20 protein-coding genes are annotated in these 19,308 nt (G+C 72.2%); 8 read left to right on the top strand and 12 right to left on the bottom strand.

The genetic code is table 11. The annotated features are described in order from the left end of the window. The first annotated feature begins 36 nt into the window (after nt 1-36). Nucleotides 37-318 carry a WhiB family transcriptional regulator gene (locus ACFQSB_RS27625; protein ID WP_354931067.1) on the top strand — a complete coding sequence of 94 codons (282 nt, stop codon included), beginning with the start codon at nt 37-39 and terminating at the stop codon, nt 316-318. Between the two features lie 85 nt (nt 319-403). On the opposite strand, the gene ACFQSB_RS27620 is transcribed toward ACFQSB_RS27625, so the two are convergent. The 8 genes from ACFQSB_RS27620 to ACFQSB_RS27585 all read right to left on the bottom strand — a co-directional run bounded on the left by ACFQSB_RS27620 (nt 404) and on the right by ACFQSB_RS27585 (nt 7,665). After that, nucleotides 404-1,324: a carbohydrate ABC transporter permease gene (locus tag ACFQSB_RS27620; protein ID WP_354835527.1), complete on the bottom strand. Its 921-nt coding sequence runs from the start codon at nt 1,322-1,324 to the stop codon at nt 404-406. 16 nt (nt 1,325-1,340) lie between these two features. Continuing rightward, nucleotides 1,341-2,309 carry a carbohydrate ABC transporter permease gene (locus ACFQSB_RS27615; protein ID WP_354835525.1) on the bottom strand — a complete coding sequence of 323 codons (969 nt, stop codon included), beginning with the start codon at nt 2,307-2,309 and terminating at the stop codon, nt 1,341-1,343. A gap of 109 nt (nt 2,310-2,418) precedes the next feature. Further along, on the bottom strand, nt 2,419-3,846 hold the full coding sequence (ngcE, locus tag ACFQSB_RS27610) for an N-acetylglucosamine/diacetylchitobiose ABC transporter substrate-binding protein (RefSeq protein ID WP_380829823.1): 1,428 nt from the start codon (nt 3,844-3,846) through the stop codon (nt 2,419-2,421). 161 nt (nt 3,847-4,007) lie between these two features. Further along, nucleotides 4,008-4,760, bottom strand: coding sequence for an SIS domain-containing protein (locus tag ACFQSB_RS27605; protein WP_354835521.1), 753 nt, complete (start codon nt 4,758-4,760; stop codon nt 4,008-4,010). 5 nt (nt 4,761-4,765) lie between these two features. Continuing rightward, the gene (locus ACFQSB_RS27600) at nt 4,766-5,635 is read right to left on the bottom strand and encodes a MurR/RpiR family transcriptional regulator (RefSeq protein WP_354835518.1); all 870 of its coding nucleotides are present in this window, start codon (nt 5,633-5,635) and stop codon (nt 4,766-4,768) included. A 142-nt stretch (nt 5,636-5,777) separates the two neighbouring features. Beyond that, entirely contained in the window at nt 5,778-5,981 is a 204-nt protein-coding gene (locus tag ACFQSB_RS27595; RefSeq protein WP_354835516.1) for a hypothetical protein, read from the bottom strand. Beyond that, entirely contained in the window at nt 5,978-7,132 is a 1,155-nt protein-coding gene (locus ACFQSB_RS27590) for an inorganic phosphate transporter (RefSeq protein ID WP_380829822.1), read from the bottom strand. The genes ACFQSB_RS27595 and ACFQSB_RS27590 overlap by 4 nt, the downstream gene beginning before the upstream one ends. Before the next feature lie 176 nt (nt 7,133-7,308). Beyond that, the gene (locus ACFQSB_RS27585; RefSeq protein ID WP_354835512.1) at nt 7,309-7,665 is read right to left on the bottom strand and encodes an ArsR/SmtB family transcription factor; all 357 of its coding nucleotides are present in this window, start codon (nt 7,663-7,665) and stop codon (nt 7,309-7,311) included. 139 nt (nt 7,666-7,804) lie between these two features. Between ACFQSB_RS27585 and ACFQSB_RS27580 the strand changes: the two genes are divergently transcribed. Both ACFQSB_RS27580 and ACFQSB_RS27575 read left to right on the top strand, forming a co-directional pair. Then, on the top strand, nt 7,805-8,902 hold the full coding sequence (locus ACFQSB_RS27580) for an NADH:flavin oxidoreductase/NADH oxidase (protein ID WP_380829821.1): 1,098 nt from the start codon (nt 7,805-7,807) through the stop codon (nt 8,900-8,902). A 93-nt stretch (nt 8,903-8,995) separates the two neighbouring features. After that, nucleotides 8,996-9,586 (top strand): DUF2087 domain-containing protein, encoded by a 591-nt coding sequence (locus tag ACFQSB_RS27575; RefSeq protein WP_380829819.1) that lies wholly within the window; start codon nt 8,996-8,998, stop codon nt 9,584-9,586. A gap of 51 nt (nt 9,587-9,637) precedes the next feature. Here ACFQSB_RS27575 and ACFQSB_RS27570 read toward each other — a convergent pair whose 3' ends face one another. The 3 genes from ACFQSB_RS27570 to ACFQSB_RS27560 form a co-directional block, all read right to left on the bottom strand. Further along, nucleotides 9,638-11,158, bottom strand: a complete 1,521-nt coding sequence (locus ACFQSB_RS27570; protein ID WP_380829818.1) for a purine-cytosine permease family protein — start codon at nt 11,156-11,158, stop codon at nt 9,638-9,640. Between the two features lie 82 nt (nt 11,159-11,240). Beyond that, nucleotides 11,241-12,152 carry a DUF72 domain-containing protein gene (locus tag ACFQSB_RS27565; protein ID WP_380829817.1) on the bottom strand — a complete coding sequence of 304 codons (912 nt, stop codon included), beginning with the start codon at nt 12,150-12,152 and terminating at the stop codon, nt 11,241-11,243. 67 nt (nt 12,153-12,219) lie between these two features. Then, the gene (locus tag ACFQSB_RS27560) at nt 12,220-13,530 is read right to left on the bottom strand and encodes an NAD(P)/FAD-dependent oxidoreductase (RefSeq protein ID WP_380829816.1); all 1,311 of its coding nucleotides are present in this window, start codon (nt 13,528-13,530) and stop codon (nt 12,220-12,222) included. Nucleotides 13,531-13,753: 223 nt separating this feature from the next. On the opposite strand from ACFQSB_RS27560, the gene ACFQSB_RS27555 reads away from it, so the two are divergent. From ACFQSB_RS27555 to ACFQSB_RS27540, 4 genes are all read left to right on the top strand, one after another. Next, nucleotides 13,754-14,602, top strand: a complete 849-nt coding sequence (locus tag ACFQSB_RS27555) for an aldo/keto reductase (protein WP_354931100.1) — start codon at nt 13,754-13,756, stop codon at nt 14,600-14,602. Nucleotides 14,603-14,785: 183 nt separating this feature from the next. After that, nucleotides 14,786-16,087: an extracellular solute-binding protein gene (locus ACFQSB_RS27550; protein WP_380829815.1), complete on the top strand. Its 1,302-nt coding sequence runs from the start codon at nt 14,786-14,788 to the stop codon at nt 16,085-16,087. Continuing rightward, nucleotides 16,087-16,962, top strand: a complete 876-nt coding sequence (locus tag ACFQSB_RS27545) for a carbohydrate ABC transporter permease (RefSeq protein WP_380829814.1) — start codon at nt 16,087-16,089, stop codon at nt 16,960-16,962. The genes ACFQSB_RS27550 and ACFQSB_RS27545 overlap by 1 nt, the downstream gene beginning before the upstream one ends. Further along, nucleotides 16,952-17,776: a carbohydrate ABC transporter permease gene (locus ACFQSB_RS27540; RefSeq protein ID WP_380829813.1), complete on the top strand. Its 825-nt coding sequence runs from the start codon at nt 16,952-16,954 to the stop codon at nt 17,774-17,776. Before ACFQSB_RS27545 ends, ACFQSB_RS27540 begins: the two co-directional genes overlap by 11 nt. A 74-nt stretch (nt 17,777-17,850) precedes the next feature. Here the strand turns inward: ACFQSB_RS27540 and ACFQSB_RS27535 are convergent, their stop codons facing one another. Continuing rightward, a complete protein-coding gene (locus ACFQSB_RS27535; protein ID WP_380829812.1) occupies nt 17,851-18,717 on the bottom strand; it encodes an SDR family oxidoreductase in 867 nt (288 codons plus the stop codon). A 115-nt stretch (nt 18,718-18,832) separates the two neighbouring features. Between ACFQSB_RS27535 and ACFQSB_RS27530 the strand changes: the two genes are divergently transcribed. Further along, nucleotides 18,833-19,240: a winged helix-turn-helix transcriptional regulator gene (locus ACFQSB_RS27530; RefSeq protein WP_380829811.1), complete on the top strand. Its 408-nt coding sequence runs from the start codon at nt 18,833-18,835 to the stop codon at nt 19,238-19,240. Nucleotides 19,241-19,308 lie beyond the last annotated feature (68 nt).

Raw genomic sequence — 19,308 nt, 5'->3', positions numbered from 1 at the left:
AGACCGCATAACGCCACTCACTCTCATGGGATAGCTATGGTCATCCAGGACACCCTCATACCGGCCGTTTCGTGGCTGCGCCGTGCCGCCTGCCGCGGTGAGGACCCCGAGCTGTTCTTCCCGATCTCGGCGAAGGGTCCCGGTTATGCCCAGCACGAACGGGCGAAGGCCGTGTGCCGCCGCTGCCCGGTGCGGAACGCGTGCCTGGACTACGCGGTGCGGACCGGCCAGGAACACGGCATCTGGGGAGGGACCGACCCCGACGAGCGCCGGGCCAGCCTCGCCAGGAGCCGCGACAGGTTCGTGCGCACCGGTTAGCGGCGTGCCCGGACGACCGGGCCGGGCCCGGCCGTCGCGTCATGCCGGGGCCGGCCGCGGGTGCGGCCGCACCCGCGGGGCGAGGTCATTTCAGCGCGCCCGCGGTGAGGCCGGCCTGGATCTGGCGCTGGAAGACCGTGTAGACGATCAACATCGGCAGGATCGCCATGCTGAGCGCGGCGAACAGCGCCGACCAGTCGGCGTCGTACCCCGCCGAGGTGGAGATGTCGGCGATGCCCTGAGTGAGCACCCACTTGTCCTTGGCCTGGCCGCTGAGCAGCACCAGGGGGATCTGGTACTGGTTCCACTGCCCGAGGACGTTGAAGATCGTGATGCTGACGATGCCCGGCCGGGCCATGGGCAGCATGATCTGGAAGAACACCCTGCTGTGGGAGGCGCCGTCCACGAACGCCGCCTCGGCGACCGCCTCGGGCAGCGTGCGGAAGAACGCCGACAGGAAGAAGACGGTGAAGGGCAGCGAGTAGGCGATGTACACCAGCACCAGCCCGCCGTGGGTGTCCAGGCCGATGAACCGGCCGATCACCGGCACGGCGCCCATGTTCTGCACCACGAAGAACAGCGGGGTCAGCGCCAGGTAGACGGGGAAGGCCAGCCCCGAGACGAACAGCAGGTAGATCGCCCGGTTGCCGCGGAACCGGTAGCGCGCCAGCACGTAGGCCGCCATCGACCCCAGCAGCATGGTGCCGAACGTGCCGAACCCGACGACGATGACGCTGTTGATCATGTAACGGCCGATGTGGGCGGTGTCCCACGCGCGGGCCCAGTTGTCCCAGCGCAGCGCCGCGGGCAGTGACCACGCGCTGCCGAAGATCTCGTCCTCGCTCTTGACCGAGGCCAGGAACGTCCACAGGATCGGCACCGCCACCAGGACCGTCCACACGATCAGCGCCAGGTGGGACAGCCCTGACAGCGGCCCGAGGCGGGCCCTGCGCCGCTCCCGCGACGCGCTCCGGCCGAGCGTCACCTTGCCTGCCTGCGAAACCATGTCGCCAGGCCTCCCTCTAGAACTCGATGCGCTCGCGCCGCGACAGGCGCAGGGTCAGTGCCGCGAAGGCGACCGTGAAGAAGAACAGCACCACGCCCAGGGCCGAGGCGTAGCCGAACCTGAAGTACTGGAAGGCGTTGCGGTAGATCTCGGCGGCCATCACGGTCGTGGAGTGGTCGGGGCCGCCGTGCTCGGCGGTCATCACCCACACGATGGCGAAGACGTCCAGCGCGGCGATGCCGAGGTAGACCAGCCCCACCTGGACGGTGTCCCACAGCAGCGGCAAGGTGACCTGGAAGAACAGCTGGGCGCGGCCGGCGCCGTCGATGCGCGCGGCCTCGTACATCTCACGGGGGATGGAGGCCATGCCCGCGGAGAACAGCACCACGTAGAACCCGACCGCCTGCCAGACCAGCACGCCGAGTATCGACCAGAACGCCACGTCCGGGTTGGACAGGAAACCGACCGGGTCCAGCCCGAGCGCCATCAGGGGGGCGTTCAGCATGCCGCTCCTGTCCGGCCGGAACACCTGCTGGAACAGCACCGCGACGATCGCGACCGCCAGCACCTGGGGGAAGAAGAACACCACGCGGTAGAAGCGGGCGCCGAACACTCCGCCGTGCCCGCCGCCGGACTCCCCGCCCGCGTTGAGCAGGAAGGCGAAGAACAGGGCGATGACGATGGTCAGCAGCGGCAGCAGCACCAGCAGCAGCGCGTTGTGGCCGACGGCGGTCCAGAACACCGAGTCGGCGAACAGCCGGCGGAAGTTCTCCAGCCCGATGAACCTTGGGCTGGCGCTCACCCCGCGCCAGTCGGTCATCGCGATGTAGAACGCCTGCGCGTAGGGCGCGATCACGTAGGTCACGTACAGCGCCACCGGGAGCACCAGGAAGCCCGCGATGAACCGCGCCCGGAGGAGTCCGGCCCTGCGGATCACGGCGAACCGTCCGGGCGCCGGTTGGAGGCCGAGCTGGACATGGGACATCTGCTTTCTGTCGATGACGGCGGGCGGCGGCCCCGCCCGCGGGGCGGCCTGGCGTGCCCGGCGGACGCGCGGGACGGGGGAGGGGCCGCGGCCCCTCCCGCCCATGATCTCAGCGGGTGAACTTCTTCACCGAGGAGTCGCCCTTGATCTCGTCGGCCTTCTTCTGGCACCGGTCGGCCCACTCGCCGACCTTCAGCCGGCCCGCCATGAGCTGGCCGGTGGCGGCGGCCACCTCGTCGTGCAGCGGCTGGTACCACTGGCGGAAGCGGAAGTAGGTGGTGTTGGCGCCGGCGTTCTGCAGCGCCGTCGCCGCGGCTTCCAGACCCGGCGTCAGCTTGCGGCCCTGTGAGGCGCCCTTCACCACGGTCAGCGTGCTGAGCAACTCGCTGAACCTGCCGGCCCCCTCTTTGGACAGCATGGCACGCATGTACTCCATGCCCGCGCGGGGGTTGGCCGACCTGGCGGCCACGAAGTACTCCTCGCCCGGCCGGGAGTGCACCGTGCCGTAGGGCAGGGCGTCGGAGCCGGAGAAGGACGGGAGCGGGAACATCGCGTAGTGGAAGTCCGCCGGCGTGGAGTCCTTCTGCTCGTTCTCCAGCCACGACCCGCAGGGCAGCATGGCCACCTGGTACTTGTTGTGCGCGGTCTGGGTCTGGATGTGGTCCAGGCCCTCGGTGCCCTGCAGCAGGTACTTGGCGCCGATCTCGGCGAAGGCGCCCGCGGCCTTGGCGACCGGCTCGGCCTTCCACGCCCCGTCGGCCAGGTTGTCGATGTTCTTCAGCACCTCGACGCCGCCGATCTTGGCGGCGAGGGTGAGGATGGTCTCGTAGATGTAGAACGGGTGCTTGCCGGCGTAGGTGAACGGCGCGCACTTGCCGGACTTCTTGATCTGCTCGCAGAGCGCGGTGAACTCCTCCCAGGTCTTGGGCACCTGCCAGCCGTTGTCGTCGAACAGCTTCTTGGAGTACCAGATGCCCCACACCGTGTTGGCGTACTCGAGCACGCAGTACTTGCCGTCGTAGGTGCCGAGCTCGATGGCCGAGGGCAAAATGGTGTCGCGCACCTTGACGTTCGGATCGTCCCAGCTCGGGGCGTCGAGCAGGGGGGAGAGGTCCTGCAACTGCCCGTCCTGGGCCAGGGCGCCGAAGTCCATCGAGTTGTCGCCGGAGTTGTTGACGAACTCCGGCGGGTTGCCGCCGGCGAACCGCGGCTGCAGGGTCTTGGCGATCTCCTTGGTCGCGGTGTGCTTGATCTCGACCTTGGGGTGCTTGGTCTTGAACAGCGGCTCGTGGATGGTCCTGGCGTAGGCGTCGCCGTACCCGCCGTCGAAGATCACCACCTCGAACGGCTTGTCCTCGGCGAGGCCGAGCGGGTTGGCGGCGCTCGTGGGCCCGGTGGCCTGCGGCGCCGAGCTGGAGGGGCCGCCGCCGCCCGCCGGGGTCGCGCACGCCGACAGCGTGCCGGCGGCCGGGATCAGCAGTCCCGCGAGGGCGGCGCTGCGCAGCAGCTCGCGCCGGGTGACAGGGTTTTGCGCCATCAGTCCTCCTGGGGGGCGGGAGTCCCGGACCGCCGTCCCGGGGCCCGTGAGGCGGGCCCCGGCACGCCGGGCGGTTCTCTGGTCGAACCTGGTCGGGTCGTGTGCGGGTGGAAGGTCGCCTGGGCTGCCCGGACCGCGCGGCCCGCGCGGCCCGGGCGCGGTCATCCGCCGCGGCGGATGCGTCCGGCGTAGCGGGCTTCCAGTGCCCGGTTGTGCTCGTCGCCGCCGAGGACGTTGGCCGAGCGGTAGATCGGCGGCGCCTCGCCGGCCTCCAGCAGTTCCCTGACCACCTCGGCGACGACCATCTGCGCGAGCAGGGCCGAGGTGATCGTCGACACCGCTCCGAAGGTGCCGCCGCCCGGGAGCGGGATGACGGCGTCTCCGTACGGGGCGCCGTTGTCCAGCACCACGTCGGCGAGGTCGAGCAGTTTGAGCCCGGTGGGGTGGCGGGACTTCATCTCGGAGCTGTGCCGCACCGAGGTCAGGGCGACGAGCTTGTGCCCGCGCTCCTTGACGATCGAGGCCAGTTCCACCACCGAGCCGTTCACCCCTGAGCTGGAGATCATGACGAAGGCGTCCTGCGGCCGCACCGGCGCCAGCTCGTAGATGCGCCGGGCGATCGAGGGGTCGCGTTCGAGCTCCGGCGAGCCGAGCAGGCCGGGCGGCTCCCCGCCGTACAGCACCAGGTCGCGCAGGGCCAGCCGGTTGGTGGGCACGAGCCCGCCGGCCCGCCCGGCGATCTCCATCGCGATCGCCTCGGAGTGGCCCGAGCCGAACGCCTGGATCACCCCGTCGCCGCGCAGGCAGGCGCACAGCAGCGTCGCGGCGTCGCGCACGGCCCGCTCTTGGCCGGCGGCGACCTCGCGCACCAGCGTCTCGACCTTCTGGACGTAGGCGGCGGCACTGATGTCCAATTCTCTCAGCTCCTCTCCACGCGGTGGCCTTCGACGGCCCTGATCGTCAGCTCGAACGCCTGGTCGGCGCGTTCGAAGGTGCGCTGGGCGACCGCGACGTACACCACGTCGAGGACGAGCAGCTGCGAGTGGACGGCGGCCAGGCCGCCGGGGCGGAACGTCGTCGCCCGGCTGGCGGTGGTCAGCACCAGGTCGGCGGCCTCGGCCAGCGGCGAGCGGGCGAAGGAGGTCACCGCCACGGTGGTCGCGCCGTGCTTGGCGGCCTCGGCGAGGGCCTCCAGCACCTCGCGGGTGCGGCCCCGGTGGGAGATGCCGATGGCGACGTCGCCCCGGCCGAGCAGCGCCGCGTCGGCGAGCGCGTCGTGCGGGTCGGTGAAGCTCCAGCAGGGCACCCGGATGCGGCGCAGGCGGCCCTCCAGCATGCCGGCGACGGCGCCGCTGGCCGACACGCCGAACAGCAGCACCCGGCCGGCGGCCAGCACGGCGTCGGCGACCTTGCCGACCACGGCCAGGTCGAGCTGGGCCGCGGTCTCCTGGATGAGGCGGGTGTCGGCCGCGGCCACCACCTCCACCACCGACTCAAGGGCGTCGGCGGGCCCGATCTCCCGGCCGACCCCCGCGCCCCAGTGCGCCTGGGCGGCGCGGCCGGTCTCGGTCGCGAGCGCCACCCGCAGCCCGGCGTACCCGGCGAAGCCGAACAGGCGGCAGAACCGGGTCACGGTCGCCGGGGAGCTGCCGCTGCGGCCGGCCAGCGCGGTGATCGTCGAGCGCGCCGCCAGGGCGGGATCCTCCATGATCGCCTCACCGACACGCCGGAGGGCCTCGGGCAGTCCAGGCAGTTCCGTCTGGATCCGGCCCAGCGCACCTCCGGTCACGGGCGTTCCTTTCACCGATGAGTGATCGGATGAAAATAATTGCCCACGACAGGCGTGATTAGCAAGGACGGTTTCATCACAAGTTCGGCTCGCCCCTCTTGCGCCCCGCCGCGCGGGGGTTCCAGGGGCGAGCCGGGAGGGGCTACGCGGCGAGCATCACGTACAGGCCGAGGGCGATGGCGGCGGCGACGACGAGCAGGCACAGGCCCGCGGCGGCGCGGCCCGCGGGGCGGCCGGTGGACAGCCCGGCCAGGGCCAGGGAGAAGACCGCGGCCAGGCCGGCCCCCGCGACCAGCGAGGCGACCATGACCTTCCAGAGGGCGTCCAGGTCGATGTAGTCGTTCACGCGGCCCTTCCCTCCATCGCCGGGGCGGGGGTGAGCCGCCCGGTCCAGTCGGCGTTGACGTTGCCGGCGTGCACCGCGGTGCGGCGCGAGGCCAGGTACAGCGCCCCGGACAGCACCAGGGCGACGGCCAGGACGGCGGCCACCCCGAGCGTGCCGCCGATGCGGGTGGCGCCGGTCCAGGCGAGCGCGCCCACGGCCGCCGCCGCGGGCAGCGTGACCAGCCATGCCAGCAGCATCCTGGCCGCCACCCCCCAGCGCACCTCCGACAGGCGCTTGCCGAGGCCCGACCCGATCACCGAGCCGGTGCAGACGTGCGTGGTCGACAGCGGGAAGCCGAAGTGGGACGAGGCGAAGATCACCGCGGCCGAGGAGGTCTCGGCGGCGAAGCCCTGCGGGGTCTCGATCTCGGTCAGGCCCTTGCCCAGGGTGCGGATGACCCGCCACCCGCCCAGGTAGGTGCCCAGGGCGATCGCGCTCGCGCTGCAGATGATCACCCACAGCGGGGGACCGGCCTCCTTGGAGACCACGCCCCCGGCGATCAGCGCCAGCGTGATGATGCCCATGGTCTTCTGGGCGTCGTTGGTGCCGTGCGCGAGCGACACCAGTGAGGCCGACCCGATCTGCCCGTACCGGAACCCGCGGGACCGCGTGCCGTCGGGGACGTTCCTGGTCAGGGTGTAGACCAGATAGGTGCCGAGGGTGGCGACCAGGATCGCCGCGACCGGGGCCAGCAACGCGGGGACCAGCACCTTGGACACCACCGCCGCGCCCTTGACCGCCGAGGCGCCGGCCGCGATGAGCGTGGCCCCGACCACGCCGCCGATCAGCGCGTGCGACGAGCTCGACGGGATGCCGAAGTACCACGTCACCAGGTTCCAGGCCAGGCCGCCGACCAGCCCGGCGAACACGACGGTGAGGGTGATGGCGCCGCTGTCCACGATGCCGGTCGCGATGGTGGCCGCGACCTGGAGGGACAGGAACGCGCCCGCGAAGTTGAGCGCCGCGGACAGGGCGACCGCGACCTTGGGGCGCAGCGCCCCGGTGGCGATGGAGGTCGCCATGGCGTTGGCGGTGTCGTGGAAGCCGTTGGTGAAGTCGAAGGACAGGGCCGTGACGACGACGAGTGCCAGGAGCACCGTGTTCGCATCCATGCGGCTGATATGACGCCACGGGCGGCCTCTAATCCTCCGGCGGGCGGGACGGCCGAGAATTCATCTCCAGGTCGGCCGCTCGTCACCGCCGGCGCCGCGCCCGTGGCGGCGATCACGTCCGCGCCGTCGCCCGTGCGGCCGGGCCGTCGCGCGCACCCTCGCGCGTGCCCGTTCGGTCAGTGGCCGTCGCCGAGGCGGCGGCACTGGGCGGCGTCGGCGTCCAGGATGGTGCCGAGCAGGCCGGGGAACAGCTCGTCGAGGTCCTCGCGGCGGAGCCGGTTCATCTTCGCCGTGCCCTGGTAGATCTGACAGATCACCCCGGCCTCGCGCAGGACGCGGAAGTGGTGGGTGGAGGTGGACTTGGTGACCACCAGGTCGATGGCCGAGCACGGCGCCTCGCCGTCGCGGCCGAGCGTGGCCAGGTAGCGCACGATCTGCAGGCGCATGGGGTCGGAGAGCGCGTGCAGCACCGCCTCCAGCCGGATCTCCCCGCACTGAGGATGCTCCAGCTCTCTGGCGGACGTCGACGTCACGGTGTTCCCTCCCTCGATCAGTCACTCATTGTACGACGGTCGCCGTAGTTTGACACTTACCGTAGTACGCCATGTATCGTACAAGCTGCCGCCCGGCACACGGGACGGAACTCCGGCCCTGACCTCAAGGAGCGAAGACGTGAGCGCGTTGTTCGAGCCGTTGCCCCTGCGGAACCTCACCATCCCCAACCGGGTCTGGATGGCACCGATGTGCCAGTACAGCGCGGCCTCCGACGGTCCTGACCAGGGGGCGCCCACCGACTGGCACCTCGCCCACCAGGCGGCCAGGGCCGTCGGCGGGGCCGGTCTGATCATCACCGAGGCCACCGCCGTGACGCCGGAGGGCCGCATCAGCCCCTACGACCTGGGCCTGTGGAACGACCGCCAGCAGCACGAGTTCACCCGCATCACGAGCTTCCTGCGCGAGCACGGCGCCGTGCCCGGCATCCAGCTCGCCCACGCGGGGCGCAAGGCGTCCACCGACCGGCCCTGGCGCGGGGGCCGCCCGGTCGGGCCGCAGGACGGGGGCTGGCGGCCGGCCGCGCCCAGCCCGATCCCGTTCGCCGGCGGGTACCCCGAGCCCGCCGAACTGAGCGTCGCGGAGATCGGGCGCGTCGTCGAGGCCTTCGCGCAGGCCGCGCGCCGGGCGCTCGCCGCCGGGTTCCAGGTGGTCGAGGTGCACGGCGCCCACGGGTACCTGATCAACGAGTTCCTCTCGCCGCACAGCAACCACCGAACCGACGCCTACGGCGGCTCCCACGGCAACCGCGTCCGCCTCGCCCTGGAGGTCGTCGACGCCGTGCGCGCCGTCTGGCCCGACGACCTGCCCGTCCTGTTCCGCGTCTCGGCGACCGACTGGCTCACCGAGAACGCCGAGGACCCTCGTCAGGGCTGGACCGCCGAAGACACCGTGCTGCTGGCCAAGGAGCTGCTGGCCCACGGCGTCGACCTGCTGGACACCTCCTCCGGCGGCAACGCGGCGGACGCCCGTATCCCGCTCGGCCCCGGCTACCAGGTGCCGCTCGCCGCCCGGGTGAAGGCCGAGACCGACCTCCCCGCCGCCGCGGTCGGCCTGATCACCGAGCCGCGGCAGGCCGAGGAGATCGTCGCCTCGGGACAGGCCGACGCCGTCCTGCTCGGCCGCGAGCTGCTGCGCGACCCGTACTGGCCGAACCGCGCCGCCCGCGAGCTCGGCGCCGGACCGCGCTGGCCGCACCAGTACGACCGGGCCGTGTGACCGATCGAGTCCTCGACCAGTGCGAGGATCGACCTGGCGGGCCGTACCAGGGCGAAGGGACCAGGCCCGCGCGGCGTCGATCGGCTGGAGACCATGAGCGAGCACGACATCGAGGGCATCGGGGCGACGGGCGGAACCGGCGAGACCGCTGAGACCGGGGAGACCGGCGAAATCGACGAAGCGGTCAGGCGCGTCCTCGGCCTGCTGTACCAGGAGGACACCCTGCGCGTGCTGTCCGCCCTGGTCCTGCACGGGTCGGCGGACGGCTGCGGCCTCGCCCCGGACGCCGCGCGCCGGGCGCTGGAGCGGCTGGAGCGCGGCGGGCTGGCCGTGCGCGAGGGCGCGGGCTGGCGGGTGCGGCGCGAGCGGTTCCGTGAACTGCTGCACGCCGGCGCCAGGCCGCCCGCCGCGCCGGTCTCGGCCGAGGAGCGCGTCGTGCGCACCTTCCTGGTCGAGGGGCGCCTGCGGGCGATCCCGACGCGGCGCGAGAAGCGCCTGGCGGTGCTCAACTACATCGCCCGCGCGTTCGAGCCCGGCGTCCGCTACGCCGAGAAGGACGTGAACGTGGTGCTGCGCGCCTTCCACGACGACTACGCCGCCCTGCGGCGCTACCTCATCGACGAGGGCCTGCTCGGCAGGGAGAACAACGTGTACTGGCGCACCGGCGGCATCGTGGACGTCTGACGCCCGGCCCGCCCGCGGGGCCGGGCCGGCCGCCCCGGCGTCGGAAGCCGTTCAGGGGCGGGCGCCGGCGGGCTCGGCGTCCGGGCCGGTGGACGGCAGGTCCTCCTGCGCGCGGACGTGGACGCGGCGGGCGAGCAGCGTCGCCGCGAAACCGAGCACCAGCGCCACCAGCACGCCGAGGTTGGCGAAGGCCCAGGAGCCGGAGGTCCCGCCGAGCCCGAGCGGGCCGAGCAGGTAGCCCTGCCAGCCGAGCCAGCTCGCCGAGGTGTTGGTGACCAGGCCCCACCCGATGGCCGTGGCGACGACGACCACCGCCACCGGCGTCAGGGGCACGTCCCCGTAGCGGCCCGCCGGGCGGTACAGGTCGGCCTCGTCGTAGTCGCGGCGGCGCAGCGCCACGTCGGCCAGCATGACCCCGCACCAGGCGGCGATCGGCACGCCGAGCGTCGTCAGGAACCCGATGAACTGCCCGAGGAACGTGCCGCCGAAGAACACGATGTACACGGTGCCCGCGACCATCAGCACGCCGTCGATCAGGGCGGCGACGTAGCGCGGCGCGCGCAGGCCGGCGGCGAGCAGCGCGAGCCCCGAGGAGTAGATGTCCAGCACCGCGCCGCCGACCAGGCCGAGGACGGCCACCGCGGCGAAGGGGATGAGGAACCAGGTGGGTAGCACGGTCGTCAGCGCGCCGATCGGGTCGGCGGCGATCGCCTCGTTGAGCCCCTTGGACGACCCGGCCAGCAGCAGGCCGAAGATCAGCAACACCACCGGGGCCAGCGACGCCCCGAAGGTCGTCCAGCCCACCACGCCCGCGCCGGAGGACCGGCGGGGCAGGTAGCGGGAGTAGTCGGCCGCCGCGTTGACCCAGCCGAGCCCGAAGCCGGTCATCATGAAGACCAGCGCCCCGATGAACGCCTGCGGCGGCCCGGCGGGGATGGCGGCGACCGCGTCCCAGTGGATGTGGCCGGCGACCAGGAAGATGTAGACCACGGTCAGCGCGCCGGTGACCACGGTGATGACCGTCTGCATGCGCATGATCACGTCGAAGCCCATGACGCCGCCCGCGATGATCAGCAGGGTCACCACGACGAGCGCGGCGAGCTTGGTCGGGGTGCCGCCTCCCCAGCCGAGCCGGTCGAACACCGTCGCGGTGGCCAGGGTCGCCAGGGCGGTGAGCACCGTCTCCCAGCCGACGGTCAGCAGCCACGAGATCGCCGAGGGCAGCCGGTTGCCCCGCACGCCGAAGGCGGCCCTGCTCAGCACCATCGTGGGCGCCGAGCCCCGCTTGCCCGCCAGCGCCACGAACCCGCACAGCAGGAACGAGAACAGGATGCCGGCCAGCCCGGCCGCGACCGCCTGCCAGAAGGAGACGCCGAAGCCCAGCGCGAAGGAGCCGTAGCTGAGCCCGAGGATGGACACGTTGGCCCCGAACCAGGGCCAGAACAGCTGCCGGGGGCGTCCCTTGCGCTCGGCGTCACCGATGACGTCGAGCCCGTGGACCTCCACCTTGAGCCCGCCGCCGCCCGCGCGGCCGTACGGCTGATCTATGGGTTCGTCCTGCGTGCCGGCCATATTTCCCCACCTGCCTCAGTTGCCGGGGAATGTATGGTCCCCGTCGCTCCACCGTCAAGAGCAACCGCGGCCCGGGGCCGGATCATCCTGCGGCGGGCGCCCCGGCGGCGAGCAGAGACGCCAGGTGGGCGGCGTTGCGCTGGGCGTTGTCGGCGCAGCAGTTGTTCATCAGCACGTGGACGGTGCGGGCGCGGGAGGCCAGGCCGGCGATGTCGACGGCCCACTTCTCCAGCTCCTGCTCGGAGTACAGGTAGCCGAACCGCTCCTCGATGACCTTGCTGGCCCACTTGTCGGAGTGGCCGTGGAAGCGGACGACGGCCAGGTCGGCGGTCGCCGTGAGCACGGGCGGGACCGAGGAGGGGTGCCCCTGCGGCATGTCGACCGCCACGTAGGGGATGCCGTGCTCGGCCAGGAAGCCGATGGTCTCGTCGCGGCGCTCGGGGGCCATCCAGCCGGCGTTGCGGAACTCCACGCTGGCGCGCATGGGCCGGCAGCGTTCCACGCAGTGCAGCACGTAGCGCAGGCCGCGCTCGCCGGGGACCAGCCACGGCGGGAACTGCAGCAGGATGGCCCCGAGCTTGCCGGCCTCGTGCAGCGGCGTCAGCGCGCCGAGGAAGCGGCCCCAGACCTCCTCGGCGATGTCGGGGCCCACGTCGCGCAGGTAGACGGTGTCCTTGGCGGTGCCGAGCCGTTCGCGCAGGTCCTTGTACAGCGACCGCGTCCGGGTCGGGTGGCCGGTCAGCAGGGAGAAGGCCTTGACGTCGAAGGTGAAGCCGGGCGGGGTGCGGTCGCGCCAGGCCTCGGCGGTACGCAGGGACGGGGGGTTGTAGTAGGTGGCGTCCACCTCGACCAGCGGGAACCGTGAGGCGTAGTAGGCCAGCCGCGCCGCGGGGGTGGTGGCGTCTTTGGGGTACCAGCCGGAGGTGAGCAGGCTCCGGTCGGTCCACGAGGCCGTGCCCACCAGGACGCCGGGACGTAGATCGTCATCGGGCATCCCGCCTCTCTACCACCACCGCCCGCGCCAAACACCGCCCAGGTGGGGCGGTGCCCGGCGGGCGCGGTCAGCCGTCCTGGGCGTGCGGGCGCTCGGGGGTGGTCGAGTCGAGCGGGACCGCCGAGCCGCGCACCAGGTCGAGCTGGACGGTCTGCCGGGGCAGCACCGCGTCCAGCAGCCAGTTCCCGGCGATGCGGGTGCGCCCGCCGGGCACGGCCAGCAGGTGGTATCCCCGCGTCACCGCCTTGGCGGCCAGGCCGGACAGCGGCACGCCGAGCGGATTGGCGGCCGCCTTGGCCCCGCCCAGGTCCACCACGAACCCTAGATCGCCGTGCCGGTAGGGACGGCGCTCCTTGCGGCCGTAGGAGGCGGCGATGTTGTCGGCGGCGCGCGTCCCCTGGCGGGTGGCGTGCTGGGCGGTCATCGCCGTGTACTCGCCCGGACGGGTGAGGTCGGGCACCGCCGCCGCGTCGCCGCAGGCGAAGATCTCCGGACGCCCCGGGACCGACAGATACTCGTCCACGAGCAGCCGGCCGCGCTCGGTCGGCAGGCCGAGCGACTCGACCAGCGGGTCGGGGCGGACGCCGACGCACCAGATGAGCGAATGGGTGGGCACGAACTCCCCGTCGGACAGTTTGACCCCGTCGGCGGTGGCCTCCGACACGGTGATGCCGGGCCGGATGTCGAGGCCGCGCCCGATGAGCGTGCGGTGCGCCGTGCGCGACAGGCGCTCGTCGAGCTCGGGCAGGATGCGGGGGGCCTTGTCGACCAGCAGCCAGCGGTCGGGCTGCTCGCCCAGCCCCGGCCGGCGGCGCTTGGCGTCCCGGGTGAGCAACTGGCCCTGCGCCGCGACCTCGGTGCCGGTGTAGCCGGCGCCCACCACGACGAACGTGCAGCGCGCCTCGCGCTCCTTGGGGTCGTCGCTCGCGTCGGCCAGTTCGATCTGGCGGATCAGGTGGTCGCGCAGGTACAGCGCCTCGGCGACGCTGCGGAAGCCGTGGGCGTGCTCGGCCACCCCGGGGATGGGCAGCAGCTTGTTCACGCTGCCGACCGCGAGGAGCAGCCGGTCGTAGCGCAGCTCGCGCCGGTTGCCCTCGGCGTCGGTGCACTCGACGCGGCGCGCGTCGGCGTCCACCCGGTCCACGGCGGCCAGCAGGTGCCGGACGCCGGGCAGGTTGCCCGACAGGGGGATGGCCACCTTGCGGGGGTCCAGGACGCCGGCCGCCACCTCCGGCAGCAGGGGGAGGTAGAGGAAGTAGTCGGTGGGGTTGACCAGGACGATCTCGATCGCGCCTTTGGCGAGGCGGGCGAGGCGGCGTGCGGCGGTGAAACCCGCGAACCCCGCGCCGGCGATGACGACGCGCTGCCGGTCGGCCATGGGCGGTCCTTTCCGCTCGAAGGGATGGGACGTCCGCTTCAGGTACCCGCCCGCCGGACCGGGAACCGCCCGGACGTGAATCCTGGGTGTCCCGGCGCGCCGGGACGGAGGACGGCCGTCCCGGTGGAATACACCCGGCCTTCGGGGGATTGGACAGGTGCACCGCTGATCGGCCGATCAGCCGGCCCGCTACGCGCGCACGCGCCGCCGAGGAGTCCCGCACATGGCAGTACCCGCCGCACCCGCCGCACCCACCGTCAAGCTGGTCAACGGCGCCTCGATCCCCGCGATCGGGCTGGGCACCTACCCGATGACCGACGGCGAGGCCGAGGTGGTCGTCGCCGACGCCGTCCAGGCCGGCTACCGGCTGTTCGACACCGCCTACGCCTACGGCAACGAAGTGGGGGTGGGGCGGGGCCTGCGCGCCTCCGGAGTGCCGCGCGAGGAGCTGTTCGTCACCACCAAGCTGAACGGGGAGTGGCACGGCTACCAGGCGGCGCAGGAGGCGTTCCAGGCGAGCGCCGATCGGCTGGGCGTGGACTACGTCGACCTCTACCTGATCCACTGGCCCCTGCCCCGGCAGGACCGGTTCGTCGAGGCGTGGAAGGGCCTGGTCAAGCTGCTCCAGGACGGCCGGGTGCGCGCCATCGGCGTCTCCAACTTCAAGCCCGCGCACATCGACCGCATCGTGGCCGAGACCGGGGTGGTGCCCGACGTCAACCAGATCCAGCTCAATCCGGACCTCACCCGGGACGCCGCCCGCGCCTACCACGCCGCCCACGGCATCGCCACGCAGTCGTGGAGCCCGCTGGGCGGCAGCGGCACCGGGCCGCTGTCGGAGAAGGTCGTCACCGGCCTGGCCGAGCGGTACGGCAAGACGCCGGCCCAGATCGTGCTCCGCTGGCACCTGGACCTCGGCCTGATCACGGTGCCGAAGTCCGCGACCCCCGAGCGGGTCAGGGCGAACATCGACGTGTTCGACTTCTCCCTCACCGCCGAGGAGGTGGCGGCGATCAGCGCCCTGGACAAGGGCGAGGCCGCCGCCGTGGACTCCGACGTGGTCGGCCACTGATCCGCTCATCGGACTGGTTTCGCTCGGCGGCCGGGGACGTGATAGCCGGCGATCTTGGGGTACATGGGTGATCGTGAGAGTCTCTACAACACGTCTTTACCTACTTATAAAGTAGGTCACCGTGATCCACCGGCCGTACGCCGCACGTCCCATGGAGCCCCGAGAGCGACAGGACGGAAGACGATGATCAGCAAGAGGGTCGCCGCCGGCGCCATCGCGTCGGGTCTCATGCTCGCCGCCGCCGCGTGCGGGGGCACCGGCGCGCAACAGGGGTCCGGCGGCGCCGGCGGCTCCGGCGCGGCGGGCGGCACGTTCACCTACTGGACCAGCGGCTGGCAGCCGGCCCAGATCGCCGAGGTCGACGCGGCCTTCGACAAGGCCCACCCCGGCATGCACGCCAAAGGCGAGTACATCGCCAGCTCCGACCAGTACCTGCCCAAGGTCATCGCCGCGCTGAAGAACGGCACCCAGCCCACGGTGCTGCTCACGCAGAACCCCTCCGACCTGCCGATCCTCAACCAGAGCGGCAAGCTGATCCCGCTGGACGGCAAGCTCACCGCCGAGACCGACGCGCTGTACCCCGGCATCAAGGAGTCCCTGTTCCACAAGGGCCACCAGCTCGGCATGGCGCTGGCCGGAGTGGGCGACATCGTGCTGTTCTACAACAAGAAGGCCTTCGCCGACGCCGGCATCGCCAAGCCGCCCGCCACCTGGACCGAGCTGGCCGCCGACGCCGAGAAGCTCTCCGACCCCGCCAAGAACAAGTACGGCTTCTACGTGCCGCTCGGCGAGGCCGAATGGATCTCCTTCGCCTGGGCGCCGATGCTCTACGCCGAAGGCGGGTCCTTCCTCAACGCCGACGGCACCGCCACCGCCTTCAACAGCCCCGCCGGCGTCAAGGCCCTGACCACCTGGGTGGACCTGCTGAAGAAACGCGCGGCGCCCAGCACCAGCTACGCGCAGGCCGGCAGCTTCGACGGCGCCCCCGCGTTCGCCAGCGGAACCGTCGCCATGATCGTCAACGGCCAGTGGGCGGTGCCCACGTTCGAGAAGGCCGGCATCGACTTCGGCGTGGCGCCGATGCCCGCCGGCGCGTCCGGCACGGCCACGAGCCTCGGCATCGGCGTGGCGGCGCTGCTGAAGACCGACCCGGCGGCGGAGAAGGCCGGCCTCGCGTTCCTCAAGTTCCTCGCCACCCCCGAGCGGGGCGCCCACCTGGCGGTCAAGAGCGGCGGCCTGCCCTCGGACCCGGCCCAGCTCGAACAGCCGGAGCTCAAGAAGCACATCGACGGTGACCCGACCTACCCGGTGTTCGCCGAGGCCGAGAAGACCGGCAAGGTCCGCCCGATCACCCCGGCCTACAACGCGATCTCCCAGAGCCTGTGGACCGAGATCAACGCGGCGCTCAAGGGGCGCCAGACCCCGGCGCAGGCGCTGGCCAAGGCGGCGCGGGAGGGTGACGCGGCCCTGAAGAAACTCGGCTGATGCGGCGCTCGCGCCGCACCTGGGCGCTCGGGTACGCGTTCGTGGCGCCCACGGTGCTGCTGACCGTGCTGTTCTCGCTGGTGCCGCTGGCCATGCTGCTGTGGCGCAGCCTGTACAGCGGCGGGGTGTTCGACGTCGAGCCGCGGTTCGTCGGCCTGGACAACTACGCGGACATGCTCGGCGAGGGCGGCGCCCGGGCGCTCGGCGTCACCGGCCTCTACACCGCCGGGTTCGTCGTGCTGACGATGGGCGCCGGGCTGGTGCTGGCCCTGCTGCTCAACTCGCGGGCGCCCGGTGTGGCGCGGCTGCGGGCGCCGTTCGTCATCCCGCTCGTCGTCCCGGTGGTCGCGACCGCGCTGATCTGGGCGAACATGTTCGCGCCGCAGTTCGGGCTGATCAACCGGCTGCTGAGCGCGGTGCGCCTGCCGCAGGCGGACTTCCTGTCCTCCCCGGGGCTCGCGCTGGCCGCCGTGCTGACCTTCGGCGCCTGGCAGTTCTTCGGGCAGAACGTCATCCTCTACGTCGCGGCCCTGAAGTCGGTGCCCCGGGACGTGCTGGACGCGGCCAGCGTGGACGGCGCCGGGGCCTGGCGGCGTTTCGCCCACGTCCAGTGGCCGATCATGCGGCGCCACACCCTGCTGATCTGGGTGGTCACCACGCTCACCGGCCTGCAGACCTTCACCCAGATCTACGTGCTGACCCAGGGCGGCCCGGACGGCGCCACCCAGACCGCGCTCTACTACGTCTACAACGAGGGGTTCGTCCAGTTCGACACCGGGCGCGCGAACGCCATGGGGGTCGCGCTGTTCCTCATCTCGCTGCTGGTCACCGTGACGCAGATCTGGCTGCTCGGGCGGGTCGACCGTGCCCGCTAGCCTGGTCGCCCGCCGTTCGGTGGTGTACGCGCTGCTCGGCCTGGCCGTGCTCATCGTGGCCTTCCCGCTGGTGTGGATGGCGGTGAGCGCGCTGAAGACCGACGCCGAGATCATCAACCCGGCCGCGCCGCTGTGGCCGCGCGACCCGCAGTGGTCCAACATCGGCCGCGCGCTGTCGCAGGCTCCGTTCGGCCGGTGGTACCTCAACACCGCGATCTTCGGCGTGGCCGCCACCGCGGGGCAGCTCGCCAGCGGGCTGCTGGCCGGCTACGCCTTCGCCATGCTGGACTTCCCGGGCAGGCGCCCGCTGTTCCTGCTCGCGCTCAGCGGGCTGATGGTGCCCTTCAGCGCCATCATCGTGCCGATGTCGCAGCTCCTGGGCGACCTCGGCTGGCTGAACACCTACCAGGGCCTCATCGTGCCGAACATCGCCTCGGCGCTGGGCGCGTTCCTGTTCCGGCAGTTCTTCCTCGGCACGCCCCGAGAGCTCGGGGAGGCGGCCCGCATCGACGGCGCCTCGGAGCTGCGCGTGTTCCTCAGCGTGTACGCCCCGCTGGCCCGGCCGGTCGTCGCGGCGCTGGCCATCATCCTGTTCCTGCAGAACTGGAACAACTTCCTGTTCCCGCTGATCGTGGTGAACACCACCGACATGGCCGTGCTGTCGCAGGGGCTGTCGGTGTTCCAGAGCCAGTTCACCACCCAGTACAACCTGATCATGGCGGCGTCGCTCATCGCGATCGTCCCGGTCCTGGTGGTGGCGGTCGCCGCCCAGCGCCACATCATCGAGGGCATCACCCTCGGCGCCCTCGACTGAGGGCGCCGAGGGGCGCTCCGCTCCGCGCGGCATGGCCGCCGCCGGGCGGGACGGTCGCGCTCCCGGTGAGGGCGTCAGGCGTCGCCGAGAAGGGCGGCGACCGTGTCGCGCAGGGGTGTGGTGGGCCGCCCGATGAGCCGGCGCAGCTCGCCCGTGGCGTCGCCGATCTCTCCCTTGGCGATGGCGACGTCGAAGCCGGCGTAGGCGGCGGCGAGCTCGGGCGCGAGCCCCGCCTCGGCCAGCAGCCGCTCGTAGTCCTCGACCGGCAGGTCCTGGTAGGAGACCGGCCTGCCGGCGACCGCGGAGACCTCGGCGGCGAGCTCGGGCAGGCTCCATGCGAGGTCCCCGGACAGCTCGTAGACCGTGTTCTCGTGGTTCTCGTGCCCCTCGCCGGTCAGCACGGCCACCGCGGCGGCGGCGTAGTCGTCGCGGGTGGCGCTCGCGACGCGGCCCTCGCCGGCGCTGCCGAAGATCGAGCCGGTCGCGGCGCCCTGCGCGATCGCCGCGGCGTGGTTCTCGCTGTACCAGCCGTTGCGCAGGAAGGTGAAGGGAAGGCCGGAGGCGCGGATGTGCTCCTCGGTGGCCTTGTGCTCGGGCGCGATCGAGACGGTCGCGGTGTCGGCGTGCAGCAGGCTGGTGTAGGCGATGCGGGCGACCCCGGCCTCGACGGCGGCGTCCACGACGGCGACGTGCTGCGGCAGACGGCCGCCCACCAGGTCCGAGGAGATGAGCAGCACGACGTCCCCGGCCCCGAAGGCGCCCTTCAGCGTCTCGGGACGGTCGTAGTCGGCCTCGCGGACCAGCACGCCGCGGGCGGCGAGGTCGGCGGCCTTCTCGGGGCTGCGCACGGCCGCCACGATCTGGCCGGCGGGGACGCGTTCCAGCAGTCCTTCCACGACGCGGCGGCCGAGCTGCCCGGTCGCGGCGGTGACGACGATCATCTGTGCTCCTTCGTTGGCGACATCTCGCGGGAAGGTTAGTACTAACTTTCAGAAAGTGCTAGTCAAAAGTTAGTACGGTGCGACACGCAGCGCGGTGACGGCGTAGGCTGCGACCATGAACGAGCAGGGCACCGCGCAGGCCGAGGAGCACGGGCGGCTCATCTTCGACGTGTTCGCCCGCGGATGCCCCTCGCGCGAGACGATGGAGCACATCACCGGCCGCTGGGGCATCCTGGCCATGCTCGCGCTCAGCGAGGGCTCCTACCGCTTCAACGCGCTGCGCCGCAGGGTCGACGGGGTCAGTGAGAAGATGCTGGCGCAGACCCTGCAGGCCCTCGAACGCGACGGCCTGATCCACCGCGAGGCGCAGCACACCATCCCGCCCCGCGTGGAGTACAGCCTCACCCCGCTCGGCCAGGAGGCCGCCCGCCGTCTGCTCGGCCTGTACGAGTGGCTGGGGGGCCAGATGCCCAAGATCATGGAGGCCCGCGACCACTACGACGAGGCCAGGAGCCGCGCCTGACCCGTCCGCGCGCCCTGCCCTCCCGCCCTCCCGCCCTCCCGGCGCGACCGGCGGGCGCCCATGGTGGC

The sequence above is a fragment of the Sphaerisporangium rhizosphaerae genome, from assembly GCF_042665155.1.
GTDB lineage: Bacteria > Actinomycetota > Actinomycetes > Streptosporangiales > Streptosporangiaceae > Sphaerisporangium > Sphaerisporangium rhizosphaerae.
The sequence above is the reverse complement of the archived record's forward strand: the minus strand, read 5'-3'. Positions and strand labels throughout refer to the sequence as shown.